Source organism: Spiroplasma endosymbiont of Seladonia tumulorum, assembly GCF_964020235.1.
GTDB lineage: Bacteria > Bacillota_I > Bacilli_A > Mycoplasmatales > Mycoplasmataceae > Spiroplasma.
This window is the reverse complement of the sequence record NZ_OZ026545.1, coordinates 1,872,684-1,894,060: the sequence shown is the minus strand read 5'-3', so window position 1 is coordinate 1,894,060 and position 21,377 is coordinate 1,872,684. Positions and strand designations below refer to the sequence as shown.

Sequence of the window (21,377 nt, the reverse complement as noted above, 5' to 3'; positions counted from 1 at the left end):
TTTTTTTACATTTCTATTGTAACTAATGATAATTTTTCATTGTTTTTATTAAATAATTCTAAATTATTAATATTAATTTGTTCTTTTTCAGTAAAAATTGTAATATCATAATCTCCATAACCTCATATTCCTGATATTTCAATTTTGCTTAAAAAATTAATATTTTGTGAAAAAAGTATTTTAATATTATTTTCAACAAAATTATTAATTAAATTTAATCATTCTGATTTTGAATATATAATGCTTTCTTTATGAAAATCAAATAGTTTTTCTAAACATATTTCTAATTTATTATTAGAAATAATTAAATTAGTTAAGTATTTGCCATATTCTCCATCTGATAGTTTAATTTCTGCCGGAATAAGTGAAGGAATATTATTTGTTTCTAATTCGTTTGTTATTGATAATCAATTAAAAAAATTTGTTTCTAATTGATAAACTTTATTTTCTGAAATATTATTATTTATATTTTTTAAATTATTTAATTTTATATTTTCTATATTAATATTTTTTAAATCAGAAAAATTAAAATATGATGATTTTAATTTAACTCTGCAATCTTCAAATATTCAGTAATCTTTTTCTGATTCATTTGATATTGAAACTAGTTCAAAATAATACGGAGCAATTAATTTAATATCATCATTATAACCTTTATTTACTGCCATATTACTATATACATAATTTGACAACATGTATACAATTTGTTTAAATCTTTTTACTGCCCTATCATTAAGATAAGATGGGTTTCTAAATTTTCATTCTTCAAATAAACCATCAATAACATTTTCTGGTTTTTGTCCTTCAAATTTTTGGCGTAATTCAGCAATTTTATTTATAGGATTTCTTTTTTCATCATATTTAGCACCTTCAAATTTTCTATCATAATTATATCTATAAGTTAGCATTTTTTTCAATACATCTGCTAAATTACCTTTTACAGGTGCTTGTTTAAATTCTAAAACAACATTACCATAATTATTATTATTATTATTTCCAATTGTTGATACTCATTTTGCAACATCACGAGTACCAATACCAATACCTAATGAATAATTTGCTACTTGAACATAATCATTATCTTTTATAGTTATTTGATTACCTTCTGGTCAGTTTGGTTTTGGGGCTTCTGAAGGAAATGTTGCACTAGTTCCAGCAAAATTTATTTTTCCACTAGCAATTCTAACATTATTAAATACTTTTTTTTGTTTATTAGATGGTAAATCATCTATACTAGTTAAAATTAAACAATCCTTTTCCTCAATATAATTTAATGCAATTACTCATGATAAAAAACTATATCCTAATCAATATTGAAATATTCGTACATTAGGTTTTGTTTCAATTGGCATTGATAGTAAGGGTACTAAGTTAGCATTTTGAATAATTGATTGTGGATAAGAATAAACACCATTCACATTGCCTCAGCATTTAATATTTCCAAATAACATTGATTTAGGATATTTAATTTCAATTCCAGTAAAGACAGTATCTTCGGGTAATGATTTATGTAATACTAAATGAATACTATTTTGATTTTTTCATTTAAAGTCAGTTATTTTAACTAAATGAGTAGATTTAATAATATCAACACCATCAGGTGAATAAGGGCGTTTGTATTCTTCAATGATATAACATTCATTTTTGTTGTCTTCGGTAATTGGTTCATTAATAGATACTATTTTTAAGTCATAGGATTCTAAAAATTTTTTGTCTTTTTTTGAAATATCATTAATTAAAATATCTTTTTCATCAATCATTACATAACTTGTGCTATTATCTTGGACTGTGGTATTTTGTTGAATTTGTAATTTAAAATTAAAATCACTAATTTCATAACCAGTTATTTTAATATATTCATCTTTGTCAATAAAACCTATTTTAACGCTATTTTGAGAGTAGTTTAAGATTGGTTTTTGCTTTGTCTTAACAAGATTATTAATTTTATAAATATAAAGGGTTCTAGCACGGTCTTCACTAAATAATTGTTCTAAATCGGGGTCGCTATACTGTGATTGAATAGCAAAATCTAACGGAATACTATCAATTGAATAATCAATTGGTTCATCATTTTCTGCTAATTTTGCTAACATTTTTTCAGATGGTTTTAACATTATTCTTGTTCTCCTTCTTCATTAGGAATATTGATAATAGTTTCGTTGTTTTTTAATTGTTTGTTTAAAGTAGCATTTACTGGTAAGCGAACATCAACAATTAACTCATCAATATTTTTAATATTGAATGTTCTACTATTTAAAACAGCATTATCATATTTAATTAACTTAATAATAAATTCAGTTAATTTAATCTCTCTAATGTATATCATTTGTTCGTATGATGCATTTGTTTGAATATTTACACCAGCAACTTCTGCTTGCGTTTGTTGTGCTCCCTTAGCGATTGCGGGAACATGATGGCGATTTATTTTATAGTAATTAGTTAACAATCAATCATATATTTTAGTTAATTGTTCACCTTTAAAATTACCAGCGATATAGTCTACTGGTTGAAAATTACTATCAGGGTCTCCTTCAACTAATAACAAGTCATTTTCAATAAATGATGTCAGCATTTTACTAATTTCTTGGTCAACCACACCAGTAACTCCATTAGTATTAATGGTAAATTTACCACTATTTAACAATGGGTCTAACATTATCTTTTCAGCAATAATATCTAAAATACTAGCAAATTGCTTACCATAGCGAGCAGAAGGTTCAAAATTAGAGTTATTAGGAATTATTTCAATTGGAATAAAATTAAGTGGCAATATTTCTTTTCTTTGTAAAGTTGTATAGTTATTTCATTTAACATCATCAATATATAAGTCGGTAATAGTACTATATAATCGTGTTTTTAACTTTCTAATAACTTTAACTTGTTTAGTTACAGAATCAATCTCTAATTTTTCAGTAATAAAAATACTCTGGTCATTTTTAATATAAGGGTCATAATCAAAAGTGCAAGATACTAAATTACCTAATTCATCATAATGGTCATTGTAAAAATCAATAGTAATAAAATTAAGTTTTGAATTATTAGCAAAAATAAAATATGCACCCTTACCATTTTTATTAATTTTATATTTGTTATATCAATTCTTATTAGTAAAGTCTTGCATTTTTAAAAAGATATTAATTAATTTAGAGTTTATTTGTTGATTAGTAATAAAATTATAAATGCTAATTTCTAAATCTCGTGGATTTAAAAAATTAGCATTATCTTCACAAATTCTTTTTTCTAAAATCTCATTATGTTTTTGAACAGTAACATTTTTACGATTAGTAATTGTTGATGCTAAATTAAGATAATAACTATCAATATCATATTCTTTTTTTAATTTCTTTTTGGCTGGTAACAATCCCATTTATAACACCTCTTTATTTTGTTTCTTCTTTTTTAATAACATCTTCAATACTATCTTGTTTTTTATCTTTCTTAAAAAATTCAAAAATTTTATCAATTAAATAGACTAAAACACCACTAATAAGTAATGATAAACCAATATAAAAATATTCTGGTCATGAAATTTCAATTACTTTAAATGCTTTGCAAAAAAATAACACAATTGCACTTATTATTAAAATTGCCCCTAATCCCCAAATAAATATTTTACGAATTAATAATAAAATTTCTGATTTATAATCTTTTAAATTCATTTATAACACTCTACTTTCTTTCTAAATTATTTTTTTATTTTAATAAATTAGCATTAATTTGTAATTAATTCATTATTATTTTTAATTGTAATATTTTTATTAAACATAATTATCTTCGTTAATTTATTGTAACTCTTCTAATTTTAGAATTGTTGGCGAATATTCATCACCCGTCATTGAAATTACTACTTTATGATTATTAGAAGAATTATCTACATTTAAAAAACCAATTCTTGTTGCCCCGCCTTTTCCCAAGGCCAAACTAGTTGAAATAGTTTGCAAACCACCACCATTATTTTTACATTCAAAACAAGTTGTTATAACAAAATCTGCGGTTGGTCGTTCTCAAATAAAATGAACTTTATATTTTTTCCCTAAAATAAATTTATATTTAATTACTTTTTCGTTTACTCTTTCTCCAACTTCTTTTCACTGCCCAATACTTTTTTTAAAGCATAATGTTCATTAATGTATTTAGTGGTTGGTAATGTGTCATCTGTTGCTTCTAGTCCGAGCGTTTTGTTTGTTTTAACAACACTAAAATCTGCAACTTGGTCATTATTTTGGAAGCTTGGGTCTCATATTCTTAATTCACCAGTTTCAGCACTAAAATCAGCATTATTACGCTTACTAACATTTGGCATTAAAGTAATTTTATTTTGTTTTAAATCTGAAACCGCAATTTCTCCATTATTATTTTTAATAATACTTTTATTATCAATCTTAGTTTTTTCTTTTTCTATTAAAACATCAACTTCAAATTGGGTATAATATGCTTCTAAATCTATCATTGTTAAATCAATACCTTCTTTTTGAAAAGTACGAAACATTTTTTTAAAGTTGTTAGATTAGCCAATGATTTTGCATAGCTAGGCAATAGACCTTGTCATGTTGCCATAGGGTCATTTTGTGAAGAATAATTAATATCACCAACACTCATATTTGCCGAAGTAAAAAATTCAATTGGAATGCGATTAAATGTTCAATGTTCAATCGTAATAAACACCATATTAATACAAATTTTCTTTAATAATGGGTCTTTAAATGTTTCAAATTTTAGCTTTGAAAATGGATAGTTTAAGTAAGAATTAATCATATTTTGGGCTCTTAAAGCAAATGTTTTAAATCATAATTCTACATCACCTTTAAAGAACTTATTATAACGAACTGGAACTTGTGTAATTTTACCTGTCATTGGAATAAAATTATTATAATTTTCCAAAGTAACATTTTGTCATAATTCATTTAACATTTAATCATCTCCTTATCATTTATTTCTTTTTGATTTGATTTTATTTAAGATAAACTTTTTACTACTTGATAGTGTTTTTGTTTTAATTTTTTTGTTTAAATCTTGTTTTGTTCTGAGTTGTTTATATGCTTGAAATACTAGTCCATTACCCAATAAACTAGTAATTGCACTATCTTCTAGCGTATTTAACAATTTATCTTTATTAAAGTTATTTTTAAATTGTTCTTGCATTTTTAATATCTTAGCAATTGTCCGATATATTTTAAAACTATCTTTTACTACTTGCTGATAAGCAAGTGGGGCAATAGAAACTAAATTAAACAAACTTGTTTTTTTAAATCCCCAACCAATAAACCACTCACTGTTCATATAGAATTTAAACGGTTCAGGAGCCAAAACAAACTGTTCTGCTTTGATTAAAGTTGTCATAACGACAATAGGGGCATATTTAGGATTTTTGTAATATATTGTTAAAGCAACTTCACCCGCAACTGATAAAGGAACAATTTTAACTGCTAAAAAAACATCAGAACCATAAGCAAAAGGTAATAATTGACCTTTTTTAATAGCCTTAGTTTCAAATTTAGATAATATTTTTTTAGTTTTATCAGTAATTTTACTAATTACTTTTTGTTTAATAGTAATTATTTGTTTTTCAATAGGGGCTAATAATTTTTTAGTTACTTTTTGAATATAAAAATTTGGGTTTAAATGATTTAAAATTTTATTTAATTTAATTGGTGTTTGATGAAAAATATTTAATAATTTATTATTATATATTTTACTTCCCCTCATTAAATTAGCATTTAATAGTAGATTTTTACCAACACCTTTTTTATAAAGATTAGTCATAATGTTATATCACTCATTAGTATTAATTTTACTTATTTTATCAATATTTAATCCATATTCAGACAATCATTTATTAGCATTTTTTTCATTCACGCGTGGTATTTTTTGAACTAATTTAGGACTTATTTTTTGAATATTTTTCTCAATTTTTAATAAATTATTAATTGTTTCTAAATTAGAAACTTTAAAACCTTTATAAAAATCATTTCGGGCTAATTTTCCAATTGTATATAATAAAGTTTCATTATTAGCATGCTTTGTAAAATCAAATATTAATTTAGAAGATAAAATCTTTTTATCTGTAACTTGCCTTACAACATCTTCTAAATTATTAGCAGTTATTACACCTAATTTTTCAAGTAGTTTAGTTTCTTTTGCTAATTTTAAAATTCTAGTTGTTCGAACAGCACGCGTTAATTTACCAATTCCACCAATTGCTGGTAACAAATTTAAGGCGGTACTTTTTGCTGTTACTTCTGATGTTAATTTATCATATATTTGATTTACGGCAAAATCGGTTGCTGTTTCTACTCCAAACGAGATAAATGCTGCGGCAAAATTAGATAATCCCGCACCAAGACCAACAGCCGAAGCAATACCACCAGTTAAAACTGATAAACCAAGAGCTAAAACTTGAATTCCTAAAAATTCTAATAACTGTAAACCAAAACTTTTTTCTTGTTGTTGGATTGACAATCTAGTTGGATTTTTTTTAACAGCATAAATAAGGGCTGTTTTAGATGTTCCAATTGGCATATCATTTATCAAACGAAAAAGTACTATTTTTTAGTACTATTAAGAATTTTTAATTTTAACATCAATCGGATTTGTTTGACCAGTAGCGTTGTTTTTACCTTCAATTTGAACTGCAACTGTTTTATCATTTGTAATATTAATTGGTCAGTCTTCACCTTTACTTTCAATAAAGTAATCAAAATCACTTTCAGTTAAAGAACTATTTACTGCTTTTACTGCTTTTAAAACAACATCTTTAAATTGTGGTTTTAACTGTTCGGCTGTTGCTTTTGTTGGGTCTGTAACATGTATAGTTGGTTTATCTATTTTATTAATTTTACTAATATCAATTTTTGCAACAATATGTTTAATAATTCCCTTAGGTTCAACTACTGCTCCACCTAAATATAAAACTCTTTCCATAATCAAAGTATTACCCATACCAGTACCTAACGCAGCAGCACCAACTCTTAACGGAGTATGGTCTTTTTTGCGTAAAATAAGAGGGTCATATTTTTTGCTAAACTTAAAGGCAATTGCATTAACTCCATTTGGTAATAATTCAATTGTTCCTTCTGAACCATCTTTATTAATAATTGGTAATTTTTTAGGAACCATATAGTATGTTGTTCCTTCAACAGTTTTCATTGCTCCACTTGTTGTGATTACACTATTTATTTGGTCGTTTGCTCCAAGTTGTAACTGTAATTTATTACGAATTCCACGAATAAAATCAGCCGAACCTAAAACAATTGTTTCTGATGGAGTAAAGCCGTTTTCATATATTTTATCCATAATTTCATCATGAATTTGTAAAGCATTTGTATCATCTGCTTTTTTGCCTTGAATAGTTGTAACTGTTCCTTTATTAATAATTTCTAAAATTTTATTACGTTTATAAGCAACTTCAGTATCCATTGCTTGTTCAATATCAGCTGCTCAAAGATTAGGATTAAAATCACTTTCTATGGGATCTAATTTACGAGCAAAAGTTAAAATTGTATCTAATTCAACAATTCCATCTTCAAATTCCACTGTTGAATATTTTAGTAGGTTATCATCAGTATTAAATACTTGTCCTTCGTTTCCTAGACCTTCATTGTATTTAATATTTTTCTTTCTTTTATATGTTAAACCAAACTTATTGGCTTCTTTTCACGCAAATAGTGCTTCTCAACTAAATTTTTGTTGATAAGTTTGTAAATATCATTGTTCAAATGTTTCTCGGTCTCTTTGTGTTGCTTGATTAGCAATATCTCCGAAAATTCTTTGTGGATTTTGTGCCACAATTATCTCCTTCTTTCTTATTTATTAAATACATTGTCTGTATCTAAAATATTGTTTTCTTTGTTTTCTGCTTTTGGTACGCCACCAGTATTAACTATTTGTACCTTAATTAATTCATCATAAACACTTTGCAATTGTGCTTTAATGATTTCAATATCATCAGTAATATCATAAGACTTTAATAAAACATTTTTAAATTCTTCATTATCAGTTAAAGAATTAATAAAGTCAATTATTTCAATTTGTTTTAATTGAATTGTTTGTTGTTCAATTTGTGAAGTTAATTCAGTATTTTTTGTTTGTAGTTCGTTGATTTGCTGATTATTATTTTCTAAATTACTTGCATTAAATTCTTCAACTTCAGCAGTATTTTCTAAAATAATTTCAGCAGTTTTAATATCTAAACTACCATCTTCATTTTTAATAGGTTCATTATTTTCATCAATAAGAACATATTTTACATTTTTTAATGCCATTGTTTTTCCTCCTATTTTTTAATATTTGTATTTATTCTTTTTCTAATTGCTTTTTGTATAATTTCAAAACTATCTACTCTAAAAGACAAAAAATAGCGCTTAGTTTTTATATTTAACTGATTAAATACTGAGCCTTTAATTTTTATCTCATCATCTTTTTTTAATTTCAAAAACTCAGTTAAAACAGATGGGTTATATATTGATAATGTTGAGTAATTTAATCCTTCTCACTGACATTTAGCCGAACAAGCATCAACTTCAACACCACCAGCAACAAGAGCCTTAATTTTTGTTTTAATAGGATTTTCATGTAATCTAACAGTTAATTCTAACTTATTAACTTTTTTATTTTTTATTTTAGGTTTACAGTTATTAGAATTTTTAGGTAAATTACTTTTTGTTTGAGACATTATTTAACATCCTTATTAGATAATTTGTCATATTTTGAACTGTCAACTAATATTCAATCGATAGAACCTGTTGAATATGGATTTTTGTAAAAATCTTCTTTATATAATTGTTTTGCTTCTAAAGTATATTGATTACATTCTAAATCTGCCACATCTTGTTTTAATTTAGATATTTCTTTATCTTTTTCAGCAAGTTCTTTTTTAAGTGTTTCATTTTCTTCTTTAATTTTGTTAAATTTAATTGATTCTGTTATAGTCATTATTTATCACTTCCTTTTTTAAAAAAATATTGTAAATGTTTTCAAGCATCTAATTCGTGCTCTGACATTTTAATATTTCCTTTATAAATATAATTTTTTTAACAACTGGCGATTGTAAAACATAATTTAAATTAAATAGATATTTACATAAAACTTTTAAACCACCAATGAATTTAGGAGTAGATAATGGATTTTTTATTTTTAAACCTTTATGAAGTTGATAATCTTCAATTATTACAACAACTTTATTTAAATAAGAACAAATTTTATTTTTAAATTGATTTAATATTAAATATATATTATTTATTGCTTCTTCTTCATTTTTGGAATTAAAAGTAATATTATTAATTATTTTATTTTGCAAAACATTATAAATAATAATACCAGTTTGACCAACTCCAGCAGGGTCAATTGCAATAATATATTTTAATTTATTTGTTTTATTTTTTTTGTCAATTTGTAATATTTTTCATCCATCGGATGCTAAATCTAAAATATCGTTAATTTTATAATATTGCATATATGAAACAATAACATCTCACTTGTTTTTAAATAAATTTAAGTACATTTTGGCTCATTCTAAACATTGCAAATCATAATGCTTTTTATGATGTGAAATACGACAATTAATAGGTTGACAATTAACTCAATCAAATGATGTTGTTATTTCATTTCAAGTTTTATTAATATATTTGCTTTTATATTCTGTCATTTTATCTATACTCCTTAATTCTTTTTATTTGTTGCTCAAATTTCATTATTAATATCATTTACCGTTACTGGATAAGCTCGTATCATTAATTCTTGTAATTTATTTTTAATTTTTTTATTTCATTTTTTCATCAAATATTTTTCCTTCTGTAAAAAAACATAATATTCCTTTATTGGTTAATATTTTGATATTTAGTAAATAATTTATTTTAGTATTTAATTACTTCGCCGCCCGCTTCACTTTGGGGAGTGAGCGGGGGCGGATAGGATATTTTGATAGAGTTTATCCCCCATACGGAAATAAACAAAAAACAGTTTATCCAGTTATTAATTACGCTTCATCCATCCCTACACAACTTTATATAAAGAAAATAACCTTTTGGAGTTCCAACCCTCTTGTTTTTTTAGTGTCCGATATTGTTTTTTTCGGTTTAACAGCACTTTTTTTATGAAAACAAGCCAAAAAACACATGCTCTGACATTTCGCAAGTGATTAATCTTGCCGAGAATTAAAGAAATAAATAGGAGTAGTAAATCCAATCGCTTTCACACTTTCTTTAAGGCTTCGTGCCATAGATGAGTTATCCATCTTTAAGCAACAAAAAATATTAAGTTTTAGATTGCATTATTCATCAGATAGTACCTTTATTAAAAATGATATTATTAGTTGTTAAACCGAAAAAATATAATAAATCACAGAAAGGAAATTATAAAAATTAACTAATTTGTAGGGAAAAAATAGGTTAATTTTTAATTTTAAAGATACTATCTGATGAATAATGCAAATAAAAAAATCGCTCTAATAAGCGATTACTTTAATTTGTATTTAATTACTTTATTTATAATTTTTATAAAACCTCAACTTTTTTCCGACTACCTAAAATTTCATAATTATTATTCCCGATTGTTAATTTTTCTTGGACAACTGTTTTAATTTTTCGCGATAAAAAAAAGAAATCCTGCCATTGCTTTTTCATAATCTGTTATAACAACTTCTGAAAAAAGACCTTTTTCAAGGCAAAGTGCTTTTATTTTATATGATGTTCATATCCTTTGACATAAATTTGGAATTAATGTTATTAAATCTGAAACAGATAACATAACATTAAAATTATGATTAAGATATTGTTGAAAGATATTTTGACAATTAATCCAACCATAATTTAATTTAAAAAGGTCTTTTGTACTACGCTGGTAAATTATCGTTGTTTTACTTTTAACATCAACATAAAAATCATTTCTTTGAACTAATAAACCATAATGTTGCTTAATTGTTATTCATTTTAATTTAGGAAAATTAGTCATAATTGCTATTCGTTCCGAAACACTACAAACAAAATTTTGAACAAGTGAAATCTGATTTGTACTAAAATCTAATTCTAAATTATTTAAATAAATTAATAAGCTTTTTAAACAAATTAATTTATTATGTTCAATTAAACGAGTTTTAACAATATTTAAATTTCCTTCCATTTGTTCTTGTGCAAAATTTCCCATTCATAAATAATATAATGTATCCAAATCATAAACAATTAAATTAGGATTATTAAAAAGACATTTACTACGATAATACATTTTAACAGTATAATTGCCTAATTCAAGTCGAAGATTAGCCATGTAAATGCTCTCACTTTTGCTGTGTTAATGCATTAAGTTTCTTTTAAAAATAATGTTGCTTTAAAAAATCATAAATTCCCTGATTTATTTTCATTAAAGCATAATGATTAGTTAAAAAATGCGTTATTGCTTTTTCAAATGCTAATGGTGGAATAATGTTATTTGCAACTAAATAAATAAATGCTAAAGCACTAGTTTGACTAATTCCGTCATAGCAACCTAAAAATGTTGTTTCCAGCTTTGCTTTTGCATTTAAAAACTTTAAACCAGCAATAATTGTTCCTTTTGAAATATTATTAACATGTATAGTGTAAACCAATTAGAACAAAACAACTATTATTAAAGGGTTGTTTTTTTATTTGAAATAAAACAACTCCTAAAAGGAGGTAATGATAATTAAGCAACAAAAAATATGTGATGTTAATGATTGTTATAAAGTAATATCATTCATTACCGAAGAATTTTTATCAAATAAAGTTTTATGAACTTGTGAAAAACATAAAGATTTATTGAATAAAGTAAAAGAAAAAACACAAAAGCGGTTTTATAAACGTTTAGAAAATTCAAAAATTATCTTTGATTGAAAAACTGGGTTTTTAAAACTTAAATTTTACAAAACAACTTAATGCAGAGTGGGACGGTTATTTTAAATAACTAAGTGCTTCCATAAGAACATGAGTTTATACTCATTCCCACAGCCAGCCGAGGCGAGTACTGAAACAGTGTATGAGGAAATATGTAAATCGGCGCTGGTTCATTAGAACTAAGCGATAGTCGTGATGCGTACAAGGCTAACATCAAACGACAATAAATATTGAGATGGTGACACAAACAATTAAATTTGCGTTTAGCATTCGGTCCTTTGCATGGGTGCGAGTAAATTTAATTTCAAAAACTGAGCGTCAAATCCCAGAGCGAAAGCACAAATGGGCACGGATAAAGGAAGACATATATATGTCTGGCGTTAATATTAAAAAAACTGTGTATTATTAAACATTCAAATAATTAACATACCGCCACCGCTCACCCCAGTGAAGCGGATGGCGTAGTAAATAAATAGATAAATACTTATATAACTAATTCTCGCTTGGCACTTTCACTTGGGAGTGAGTGCCAGCGAGTTAAAACTAGGAGGAATTATAATGACAGAATATAAAAGTAAATATATTAATAAAACTTGGAATGAAATAACAACATCATTTGATTGAGTTAATTGTCAACCTATTAATTGTCGTATTTCACATCATAAAAATCATTATGATTTACAATGTTTAGAATGAGCAAAAATGTACTTAAATTTATTTAAAAATAGATGAGATGTTATTGTTTCATATATGCAATATTATAAAATTAACGATATTTTAGATTTAGCATCAGATAGATGAAAAATATTACAAATTGACCAAAAAATTAAAGGAGTAATTTAGGAGGTTTATATGAAAAAGTTAAATAAAAAACCTTGAAAGTTTTTAAGTAAAAAGAAATTACATAAGAAAAAAATGAGCGTGCTAATGAAAGAGCAAGAATAGAAAATAGTAAGGAATTAAATAAATATGAAAAAGTTAAATAAAACTTGTCTTAAACAAAGATATTGAGGTTATTGTTCAAAATGCGATCAAAAAAATAAATTACAAGAATTAATGCTTAAAAGTTATCCAGTATCATTTGAAGATATGACTGATGAGCATTGAGCATTAGGAAAACAAAATTAGGAGAAACTAACCTATGAAATGTCAAAAAATTAATTGTAATAATAAAAATGCTTATTTTGGAAATAATTATATTGAAAAAATTGGTGATAAATTAGAGTGAAATTTAGGTTATAAAAAAGAAATTATATTATGTGAAGAACATTGATTAAAAATTTATCAATTAGAAAATTTAATTGTAAATAAAAAGAATTCGGAGGAATAAATTATGACTAAAAGATACTTATTAATTATTAAAAATGAATATTTAACTACTATCATTTAACTTATAACGTTGATTATTCTTATTCCTTAAACTTAATATAACATCATCAACAATTTCTTCACTTAATATTAAACCTTGTGGAAGATACTCTGACTCCACGTTATCACTATTAATCTCTGATTTTAATAAATCTTGTTTTCAAAATAATGTATAAAAATTATTATTACATTTAATAATTATAATAACCTTTGAAGCAAGTGCAGTAATTTGATCTTTCAAATAATATTTGAAAAACATTAAATTATTAATTTCTTGCGAGTTATTATTTTTAACTTCTTTTATTGCTTGTGCTAATTGATTTCAACATTTATTGCACATTTCTTCTTCGGCAATATAAAAAATATCTTTCAACATAAAAACTCCTTACATAATTAATTTAAAATAATATTGTATAATTATAAAATTACTGCAAATAATTTTTATTAACCACTAAAATAAAAATCACAAATAAAAACCGCTAATTAGCGGTTTTTATTAATATGTAATTAACTAAAACTTATGTTAGCACTACCAATATAGTATTCTGATTTATGATAAGCAGTAATTGTTCCACCTTTGTTATCAGGGTTAATTTCTAAATATAAATCATTTAATAAAGCACTTAGTCGATTTAACTGGCTAACAAAATTAACACTAATAAACATCATCATTACTTGTAAAATAGTTACTTTTGGTAATTTACCTAAATTTGTTGTTAACTTCATTTGTCTTAAATTCTCTTTTACTATTGGAGGTTCAGGTGGGACAACAGAAAAAGACACTTTAACTGAACCATAATAATCTGTTCTTGGGTTATTATCTTCTGACCAATGGTCTTTTCCTGAAATTAAAGTTGCTTCAGTTTGATTAGGTTCAATCATAATTTTATCAACTTTATCAATTTGTCGGTTTCATATTTCTGATGTTTGTGGTCCAATAAAATACTCACCAAACTTATCTAATTCTGAAATAAGTTGCATATTGTTAAAAATAGTGGCAATTAAAATTGTTTTTGGTCGTGCATCAGTAATTTGTCCTAAATCAATACTTTTTACTTTATCAGCTAAATGGTTTGAAGTTGTTACTGTTTTATTAATTTTTATTGTATTTAAATTTGTTCCATAACTAAAGTTCAATTCATATTGACCATTACGATACAAATCAATTTTATCAATTGGTTTTGATTGATTATTAAATTTATAATTTTTTATTAACTGATCAAAGTTTCATTTTGTTCCTTGAAACAATTGCGCTAATTGCTGGAATAATTCAGGAATAGTTTGTTTATTATTTTGTGGATTAATTGTTTTAAAATCAACTCCAACAAAACCAGTTACTTCAACTGGCAAAACTGGTGGATCAACTGGAATATTATTTCAATTATCATTTTTAGTACAACTAACTACAGACATTACTGGTCCTGAAACTAGAATTCCAACAACAATAGTTGCTAATAATTTTATCATTTTAATTCCTCCTTAATCCGCATTCATAATTGCAATCAATGGATTAATTCGATTCATATTGAATCAACTAATTAAATATGCAATAAAGTATAATAATAATCCACTTCCAATTGCAATAAATGGAATCATGACATTCATAAACAGTGGTAAAACTATTCCAATTCGAATTAATATCATATTAGAAATAATTAAGAATAATCATCCAAAGCCAAAACCGGCAATTGTCATTATTACAATAATAAGAATATACATTCCAATAACTAATTTTGTGATATAACGATTTCGATATCCTAATACTTTCATTGTTGCAATAATTGTTTGGTTTTCTGCAATAACAATATTACTTGTTAAAATAATAATCATAAAACTTAATACAAACGAAATTCCAATAATAAAGAAGATAATCCCATTAACTGCTTTTGAAATATTTCCTAAAATTGATTGTGCTTCAGCAATTGGCATTAAACTACCAAAAGTACTATTTGCATATGGTGGATAAGAAATTTCACTTTTAATACCACCATTTAAACCATAAAAACTATAGTCACCAAATAATTGACTTGTTCCTAGTCCTGTTTCAATATCATCAATTTTAGCACTATTAGAAATTTTATAATTAAAAATCGGATATTCATTTTCAAAGACAGCAATTCAATTAACTGCACTTTGATGTACGCTTCAATATTCAACAAACTTATTTCATAAGTTATTAACAGGCGTACTTGAATGATCTTTAATAAATTTTTCTAACAAGTTTAAATTCTCTTTTCTTGATGGTGTTAATTCAGGATTCTTCCTGATAAATGAATTCATTCATTCATTTAAAAACAATTGCAATAAATAATTCCGTGTTTTATCATATCCTAGTAATTGTTGTGTCCTATCTTCATTAATTCAAGCTCGTGGTGAACCATATTGATTAGTAATACCAACAACTGTAAAAGTTTGATTGTTCATTTGATTACTTACTCGATAACTTCCATCAACAATTTTATCGTTTAAAATTGATGGTTTTGTAAAATTTGGGTCAAGTGAATCAATTTTACTTTCTAAAACATATTCATTATTTTCATCTATAACCTTATTTTTATATTTATTATCACCATTAAACATTAATTTACCAACTCGCCCTTGTGCTTGAGCATCATCACCTGTTACATCACTTCCATCTCAACCTTGTAAAATTTGATCAGAAGTAACACCTTGATTACCATCAACTAATGCTTTGCGAATCAAATATGGACTAATTTGATTTCCAACTGTAACATTTAAGCGTTTAGCTAATAATTCATTTAAAACAATATTATTACTTGCTGTAAATAATTTTTCATTTAAATTCGCACCATTTTTATTAGTTAATGCTTGGTTTTTAAATGTACGATTAATTCCGTAAATCTTAAACTCAATACTATTTAATTCAGCATTAATCATTGTTCCTCGATCATCTGTTAATGGATTAAACGGAATTACTCCGAAGGTTAAATTAAAATTACCATTGTTTTGATTAAATGCTTTTTGCATTTTTAACCGAACAGTTTGCGGAGAACGTGAATATACTCCTTGAATAAAACATTGATTAACATTTTCTACAAAGTAAGCATAAATTCAATTATATAAATCATACATTGGTTTTTTAAAACGTGTATTAAACTCATTTCCTGTTGCTGAATTTAAAACATCATAAAACGATACAGACAATGGTTGTTCTAATGCTGGACGAAAATGATTATTAGCTAATGTAATCGTTGGATTTCCTTCTCCAAAATCTCGTTTATAATCACTTTGGGTAAAAATATTGTTTCTTAAATTATCATTTAAATTTAAATTCCCTCGTGAATCAAAATAATCTGCACGTTTAATGTTTAAACCAACAGTTTCCCGATATTTTCAATAAAATAATCGAGATTTTTCTAAAATATCAATATGTTCGCGAGCTGTTTCTGTTGTTCTTAAATATTGTTCAATGGTTGATTTTTTTAAAAGATTTAGAGCAAAATCATTGTAATCACCTCATGTCGTACTACAAATTGCTATGGATAAACCCGGATCACTTGAAGTTAATTTATTACTTTGCAAAAATTCTTTTGAAATATTACGATATAACAATGATCGCATATCATCTGCTTGATAAGTTGGAGCAAAATTTTCAGAATTAATTTGCCCTGTTTCAAAATCAGTAAGATATTGATTAACATCTCTTGTCATATTTGTCTTAGTTAAAAGACTGTTTTTACTATCTCATGGTTTTTGACTTGGATCATATGTTCGCAAAAAACTTGTTGGTAAATTATAAATCGGACTATTATATTCAACTAGGATTTTATAATTATCTCCTTCGTATGAATAACGAATATTATTTTGTAAGATAATTGGAATTGTTGTTGACATTGTAATCATAATGGTACTAATAATCATTGTTAAAGATACTCCTACCATTTTTCCAATTGAATTAGATAATTGTACTGCTTGAAATCGTGCATCAAATGTTTTACGAATTGCAAACATTTTATAAACAATTTTTTTAAAACGACCATGTGAAACTGTTTTTTCTTTACGAATTAATTGTAGTGGTGTTCTTGAAACCATCATAATTGTTCCACTAATCATTGTGACACAAGTTAGTAAAGCGAAAATAAATAAAACACAAGTTACTAATGCTAATGGTGCAAATACAAAATTTCCATATGGTAAATTAAAATATGAACCAAATAAATATTTAACAGTAAATTGGCCACTAATTCCCGTTCCATAACCAACTATTCCCCCAATTAATGCAATCATTAATGGATAGGAAATATAACTAAAGGTTAATACACGACGACGATATCCTAATGCTCGTAACAATCCATTTTGTGGGCCAGTTGCATCAATTTGTCGACGAACAACTAGAATTAATACAAAGAACGAAATAATTAGTAAAATTGTAATTAAAATATAAGAACCACTAATAAAAGCACTTAATGTTGACGTAAAATATGTAATTCGTTTTGCAAATTCATAACGATTATCTGTTCGAAACGTAGCAATTGGTAAACCAGTTGATAGTGTTTTAACATAATATCCATTTAAACCAATATGTTTTCCCTGGTCAGTATTTAAATAATTATTAATTGTTTGGCTATAATTACTTCGCATTTGGTCAACTTTTGTCTGTTGAAATTTTCCAACATAATAAATTTCTCGTTCTAATTGACTTTCTGGAATTAAAATTTGTTTTGTTAAATCTAACTTTGTTACAGGATATTTATTACCAGCTGTATCTTCAACTGTATCTTCAACTAAGCCAAATAATCGCGGATCTAAATATGCAATTCCTTCATTTTTCATATTTGGAAACGGATGCCCTGCATCAATAATTGGTGTAACATAATCCGCTGATTGTCCAAATCCAACCACTCGAAACCAATTTTCATTTGAATATGGTGATTTGGGCAATCATTTATTAATATCTTCTTTTTCATATGAAATTAAATCAACACCTTTTAATTCACTATCAGCAACTTTAATTGTTGTTCCATATCTATCGGGTTGTAATCGAATAATATCATTAATTTTAATATTATTTTTACGAGCAAACTCAGGCGTCAAATAAATCCAATGCATTGTTTCTTCATTAATTGATAATAAATATTTTATATAAAAACTTAACGGCATTCCATTAGCAACAATAAATTTATCAATTTCTTGATAAGGATTTAATGTTACTGCTTTAATAACTTTTTTTTTTCCCAAACTAAATGTTCGTGCTTCAACACGATTATAAATAAAATGTTCATTTCGATTTTTTAATTGTTCTTTAATATATTCTAAAATTGCATTTTGACGAACCCCACTATCTGTAATTTTTTCAAACTGATCTGGTTCCCCATTTGAATTTTTAACATAAGTAGTATTAGTAAAACTAACAACAAAATCATGTTGATTACTTAATTGTTCAGAAATAAAAGTATTATAATTATTCTCTACTCGTTGTTTAGAAACTTCAATAATTGAAAAAATAAAACTAGTCAAAAATACTAAAACAACTAAACCAAAAAATTGAATTTTATTTTTAACCGTGTTTTTAAAATTGTTTTTAAATAATAACTTAAAACCTGTCATTTTTCCACATTCTTTCTTCTTCTCTTTTGTTAATATTTGAATTTAGTTAAAATAAAGATTAGGTGGTGTTGCTTGTTTTTTAAATTGTGTTAATAATTCTGTTTTACGAAGATTATCAACAATACTAGTTTTTTTAATAAATCATTGATTAAAATTATAATTTGGATAAATTATTAATAAAATTGACATTGTTAATTGACTTTGTTGGGGAATAACAATACTAGTTAAAGTACATTTACAAAATGTATAGTAACTAAAAGCAATCACATCATTAATGTTTTTTTAAATAACCTATATATAAGCGAAACAATATTAGCATTACAATAAAACTAATAGTAAAAATTGCATAAAAAACATAGCATAAAATAACTAAAAAAGAATATATTGTTTCATATGCAATTATATTTTGCAATTGAAAAATTATTGAAGTATAACCAAAAATAATATATATGAAATTAAAACAATATTACAAAGTCATAAAATAATAATTTGTCAATTAGAAAATAAAATTAATTTCCACGCTGAAATTGTTGTCTTTTTTAATTGTTTAAAATTAATCAAAATTTGAACTAAAATTCCCAAATGTAATATTTAAAAAACTATAATTACCAGCAATATCAATAATTGAAAACGATGATGAAAATAAAATATAAGCAAGAAAAATAATAAAGAAAATATTAATAAATTTTTGATATTTTTTTAGAACATATATTTTCATTACCATCACCTTTATAGCTTTCATTATATTTTGCTCATATTATTATAACATTATTTCTAAATTAATGTAAAATTAATTTTAATAAAAAACTGTGAAATTGTAAAAAATACAGTAAATAATATTACATTTCCGTTTTATATAAAAGGTTCTGATTTTAAAGAATTAAGTTTAAAAGCATTAACAATTAAAAAATGAATTGATGAAAATGGACAAGAATTAGCAGAATTTATATATCGACAACAAGCTTGATTAATAAATGGAGAATATAAATCACAATCATTAAAAGATTTAAAATTAGTAGTTTCAAAAATTGATTATATTTTTAGAGAACCATTAGAATTAATAAAAAATTTTAAAGAATTGTAAATTGTAAATGCAAATGTAGCACTTTATTGAAAAAGAATAAAGTGCTTTTTATTTTGTAAAAAATACTTATATTTATTGGATTAATCGTTAAATAGTATCTTTTACACTTAATAAAATATGTTTTTTCAGAAAAATCCATCCTTTCTTTTCTTAAAAAATTTTGAATAATTGTTTTATTTAGTTGTTAGTTAATTGTTAAATATAATTACTAAAAAATATATTTAATAAACAAAGAATTAAAAAAGATAATGAGATAAAAAAAATAAAGATACTATCTAACGATTAATCCAAAATTCAATCTTTAAAACTTAATATTTTTTGATGCTTAAAGATGGATAACTCATCTATGGCACGAAGCCTTAAAAAAAGTGTGAAAGCGATTGGATTTACTACTCCTATTTATTTCTTTAATTCTCGGCAAGATTAATCACTTGCGAAATGTCAGAGCATGTGTTTTTTGGCTTGTTTTCATAAAAAGAGTGTTGTTAAACCGAAAAAAACAATATCGGACACTAAAAAACAAGAGGGTTGGAACTCCAAAAGGTTATTTTCTTTATATAAAGTTGTGTAGGGATGGATGAAGCGTAATTAATAACTGGGTAAACTGTTTTTTGTTTATTTCCGTATGGGGGTAAACTCTATCAAAATATCCTATCCGCCCCCGCTCGCCTTCAAAGTGGAGCGGGGGCGAAGTAATTAAATACTAAAATAAATTATTTACTAAATATCAAAATATTAACCAATAAAGGAATATTATGTTTTTTTACAGAAAGGAAAATATTTAATGAAAAAATGAAATAAAAAAATTAAAAATAAATTACAAGAATTAATGATACAAGCTTATCTGGTAACAGTAAATGATATTAATGATGAAATTTGAGCAACAAATAAAAAGAATTAAGGAGTATAGATAAATGACAGAATATAAAAGTTTGTATATTAATAAAACTTGAAATGAAATAACAACGTCATTTGATTGAGTTAATTGTCAACCTATTAATTGTCGTATTTCACATCATAAAAATCATTATGATTTGCAATGTTTAGAATGAGCCAAAATGTACTTAAATTTATTTAAAGACAAGTGAGATGTTATTGTTTCATATATGCAATATTATAAAATTAACGATATTTTAGATTTAGCATCCGATGGATGAAAAATATTACAAATTGACAAAAAAATAAAACAAATAAATTAAAATATATTATTGCAATTGACCCTGCTGGAATTGGACAAACTGGTATTATTATTTATAATGTTTTGCAAAAGAAAATAATTAATAATATTACTTTTAATTCCAAAAATGAAGAAGAAGCAATAAATAATATGTATTTAATATTAAATGAGTTTAAAAATAAAATTTGTTCTTATTTAAATAAAGTTATTGTAATAATTGAAGATTATCAAACTTGTATAGTGTAAATGCAATTAGTTATTTCCTACTCTTATTAATTAAAATAATAGCACTTAAAAATAAGTTTGCAAGTATTTTTAAATTATTTTTTTAATTTAT

At 24.9% G+C, this 21,377-nt stretch carries 25 protein-coding genes; 6 read left to right on the top strand and 19 right to left on the bottom strand.

The window, feature by feature from the left end:
* Window positions 1-5: 5 nt before the first annotated feature.
* The 14 genes from AACL22_RS12060 to AACL22_RS11995 all read right to left on the bottom strand — a co-directional run bounded on the left by AACL22_RS12060 (window position 6) and on the right by AACL22_RS11995 (window position 11,578).
* Complete coding sequence (locus tag AACL22_RS12060) at window positions 6-2,114, bottom strand: hypothetical protein (RefSeq protein WP_338989322.1); 2,109 nt, start codon at window positions 2,112-2,114, stop codon at window positions 6-8.
* Window positions 2,114-3,367 (bottom strand): hypothetical protein, encoded by a 1,254-nt coding sequence (locus AACL22_RS12055; RefSeq protein ID WP_338992441.1) that lies wholly within the window; start codon window positions 3,365-3,367, stop codon window positions 2,114-2,116. Before AACL22_RS12055 ends, AACL22_RS12060 begins: the two co-directional genes overlap by 1 nt.
* Window positions 3,368-3,380: 13 nt before the next feature.
* Complete coding sequence (locus tag AACL22_RS12050) at window positions 3,381-3,659, bottom strand: hypothetical protein (protein ID WP_338989080.1); 279 nt, start codon at window positions 3,657-3,659, stop codon at window positions 3,381-3,383.
* Between the two features lie 123 nt (window positions 3,660-3,782).
* Window positions 3,783-3,920, bottom strand: coding sequence for a hypothetical protein (locus tag AACL22_RS12045; RefSeq protein ID WP_338989081.1), 138 nt, complete (start codon window positions 3,918-3,920; stop codon window positions 3,783-3,785).
* 146 nt (window positions 3,921-4,066) lie between these two features.
* Entirely contained in the window at window positions 4,067-4,489 is a 423-nt protein-coding gene (locus tag AACL22_RS12040) for a hypothetical protein (protein ID WP_338992437.1), read from the bottom strand.
* Complete coding sequence (locus tag AACL22_RS12035; protein WP_338989084.1) at window positions 4,453-4,911, bottom strand: hypothetical protein; 459 nt, start codon at window positions 4,909-4,911, stop codon at window positions 4,453-4,455. The genes AACL22_RS12040 and AACL22_RS12035 overlap by 37 nt, the downstream gene beginning before the upstream one ends.
* 12 nt (window positions 4,912-4,923) lie before the next feature.
* On the bottom strand, window positions 4,924-6,519 hold the full coding sequence (locus AACL22_RS12030; RefSeq protein ID WP_338992434.1) for a hypothetical protein: 1,596 nt from the start codon (window positions 6,517-6,519) through the stop codon (window positions 4,924-4,926).
* Window positions 6,520-6,558: 39 nt separating this feature from the next.
* Window positions 6,559-7,785 carry a hypothetical protein gene (locus AACL22_RS12025; RefSeq protein ID WP_338989314.1) on the bottom strand — a complete coding sequence of 409 codons (1,227 nt, stop codon included), beginning with the start codon at window positions 7,783-7,785 and terminating at the stop codon, window positions 6,559-6,561.
* 17 nt (window positions 7,786-7,802) lie between these two features.
* Window positions 7,803-8,261 carry a hypothetical protein gene (locus AACL22_RS12020; RefSeq protein ID WP_338989312.1) on the bottom strand — a complete coding sequence of 153 codons (459 nt, stop codon included), beginning with the start codon at window positions 8,259-8,261 and terminating at the stop codon, window positions 7,803-7,805.
* A gap of 11 nt (window positions 8,262-8,272) precedes the next feature.
* The gene (locus AACL22_RS12015; RefSeq protein ID WP_338989310.1) at window positions 8,273-8,671 is read right to left on the bottom strand and encodes a hypothetical protein; all 399 of its coding nucleotides are present in this window, start codon (window positions 8,669-8,671) and stop codon (window positions 8,273-8,275) included.
* The gene (locus AACL22_RS12010) at window positions 8,671-8,931 is read right to left on the bottom strand and encodes a hypothetical protein (protein WP_338989308.1); all 261 of its coding nucleotides are present in this window, start codon (window positions 8,929-8,931) and stop codon (window positions 8,671-8,673) included. The genes AACL22_RS12015 and AACL22_RS12010 overlap by 1 nt, the downstream gene beginning before the upstream one ends.
* A gap of 49 nt (window positions 8,932-8,980) precedes the next feature.
* Window positions 8,981-9,643 carry a hypothetical protein gene (locus AACL22_RS12005; RefSeq protein WP_338992431.1) on the bottom strand — a complete coding sequence of 221 codons (663 nt, stop codon included), beginning with the start codon at window positions 9,641-9,643 and terminating at the stop codon, window positions 8,981-8,983.
* Window positions 9,644-10,572: 929 nt separating this feature from the next.
* Complete coding sequence (locus tag AACL22_RS12000) at window positions 10,573-11,259, bottom strand: hypothetical protein (protein WP_338992428.1); 687 nt, start codon at window positions 11,257-11,259, stop codon at window positions 10,573-10,575.
* A 43-nt stretch (window positions 11,260-11,302) separates the two neighbouring features.
* Window positions 11,303-11,578 carry a hypothetical protein gene (locus AACL22_RS11995; RefSeq protein ID WP_338992425.1) on the bottom strand — a complete coding sequence of 92 codons (276 nt, stop codon included), beginning with the start codon at window positions 11,576-11,578 and terminating at the stop codon, window positions 11,303-11,305.
* A 70-nt stretch (window positions 11,579-11,648) separates the two neighbouring features.
* Here AACL22_RS11995 and AACL22_RS11990 point away from each other — a divergent pair, with 70 nt between their 5' ends.
* The 4 genes from AACL22_RS11990 to AACL22_RS11975 all read left to right on the top strand — a co-directional run bounded on the left by AACL22_RS11990 (window position 11,649) and on the right by AACL22_RS11975 (window position 13,173).
* Window positions 11,649-11,885 carry a hypothetical protein gene (locus AACL22_RS11990; RefSeq protein WP_338992422.1) on the top strand — a complete coding sequence of 79 codons (237 nt, stop codon included), beginning with the start codon at window positions 11,649-11,651 and terminating at the stop codon, window positions 11,883-11,885.
* 516 nt (window positions 11,886-12,401) lie between these two features.
* Complete coding sequence (locus tag AACL22_RS11985; RefSeq protein WP_338992420.1) at window positions 12,402-12,686, top strand: hypothetical protein; 285 nt, start codon at window positions 12,402-12,404, stop codon at window positions 12,684-12,686.
* A gap of 126 nt (window positions 12,687-12,812) precedes the next feature.
* Entirely contained in the window at window positions 12,813-12,971 is a 159-nt protein-coding gene (locus tag AACL22_RS11980) for a hypothetical protein (protein ID WP_158613866.1), read from the top strand.
* A gap of 13 nt (window positions 12,972-12,984) precedes the next feature.
* Window positions 12,985-13,173 (top strand): hypothetical protein, encoded by a 189-nt coding sequence (locus tag AACL22_RS11975; protein WP_338988976.1) that lies wholly within the window; start codon window positions 12,985-12,987, stop codon window positions 13,171-13,173.
* 42 nt (window positions 13,174-13,215) lie between these two features.
* Here the strand turns inward: AACL22_RS11975 and AACL22_RS11970 are convergent, their stop codons facing one another.
* The 5 genes from AACL22_RS11970 to AACL22_RS11950 all read right to left on the bottom strand — a co-directional run bounded on the left by AACL22_RS11970 (window position 13,216) and on the right by AACL22_RS11950 (window position 19,521).
* Window positions 13,216-13,587 (bottom strand): hypothetical protein, encoded by a 372-nt coding sequence (locus tag AACL22_RS11970; protein WP_338992418.1) that lies wholly within the window; start codon window positions 13,585-13,587, stop codon window positions 13,216-13,218.
* A 131-nt stretch (window positions 13,588-13,718) separates the two neighbouring features.
* The gene (locus tag AACL22_RS11965) at window positions 13,719-14,678 is read right to left on the bottom strand and encodes a hypothetical protein (RefSeq protein WP_338992415.1); all 960 of its coding nucleotides are present in this window, start codon (window positions 14,676-14,678) and stop codon (window positions 13,719-13,721) included.
* Between the two features lie 12 nt (window positions 14,679-14,690).
* Window positions 14,691-18,779: an ABC transporter permease gene (locus AACL22_RS11960; RefSeq protein ID WP_338992412.1), complete on the bottom strand. Its 4,089-nt coding sequence runs from the start codon at window positions 18,777-18,779 to the stop codon at window positions 14,691-14,693.
* A 42-nt stretch (window positions 18,780-18,821) separates the two neighbouring features.
* Complete coding sequence (locus AACL22_RS11955; RefSeq protein WP_338992409.1) at window positions 18,822-19,046, bottom strand: hypothetical protein; 225 nt, start codon at window positions 19,044-19,046, stop codon at window positions 18,822-18,824.
* 286 nt (window positions 19,047-19,332) lie between these two features.
* The gene (locus AACL22_RS11950; protein WP_338992407.1) at window positions 19,333-19,521 is read right to left on the bottom strand and encodes a hypothetical protein; all 189 of its coding nucleotides are present in this window, start codon (window positions 19,519-19,521) and stop codon (window positions 19,333-19,335) included.
* 1,256 nt (window positions 19,522-20,777) lie between these two features.
* Here AACL22_RS11950 and AACL22_RS11945 point away from each other — a divergent pair.
* Complete coding sequence (locus tag AACL22_RS11945) at window positions 20,778-21,062, top strand: hypothetical protein (protein ID WP_338992405.1); 285 nt, start codon at window positions 20,778-20,780, stop codon at window positions 21,060-21,062.
* Entirely contained in the window at window positions 21,017-21,286 is a 270-nt protein-coding gene (locus AACL22_RS11940) for a hypothetical protein (protein ID WP_338992404.1), read from the top strand. The genes AACL22_RS11945 and AACL22_RS11940 overlap by 46 nt, the downstream gene beginning before the upstream one ends.
* Window positions 21,287-21,377: the final 91 nt, after the last annotated feature.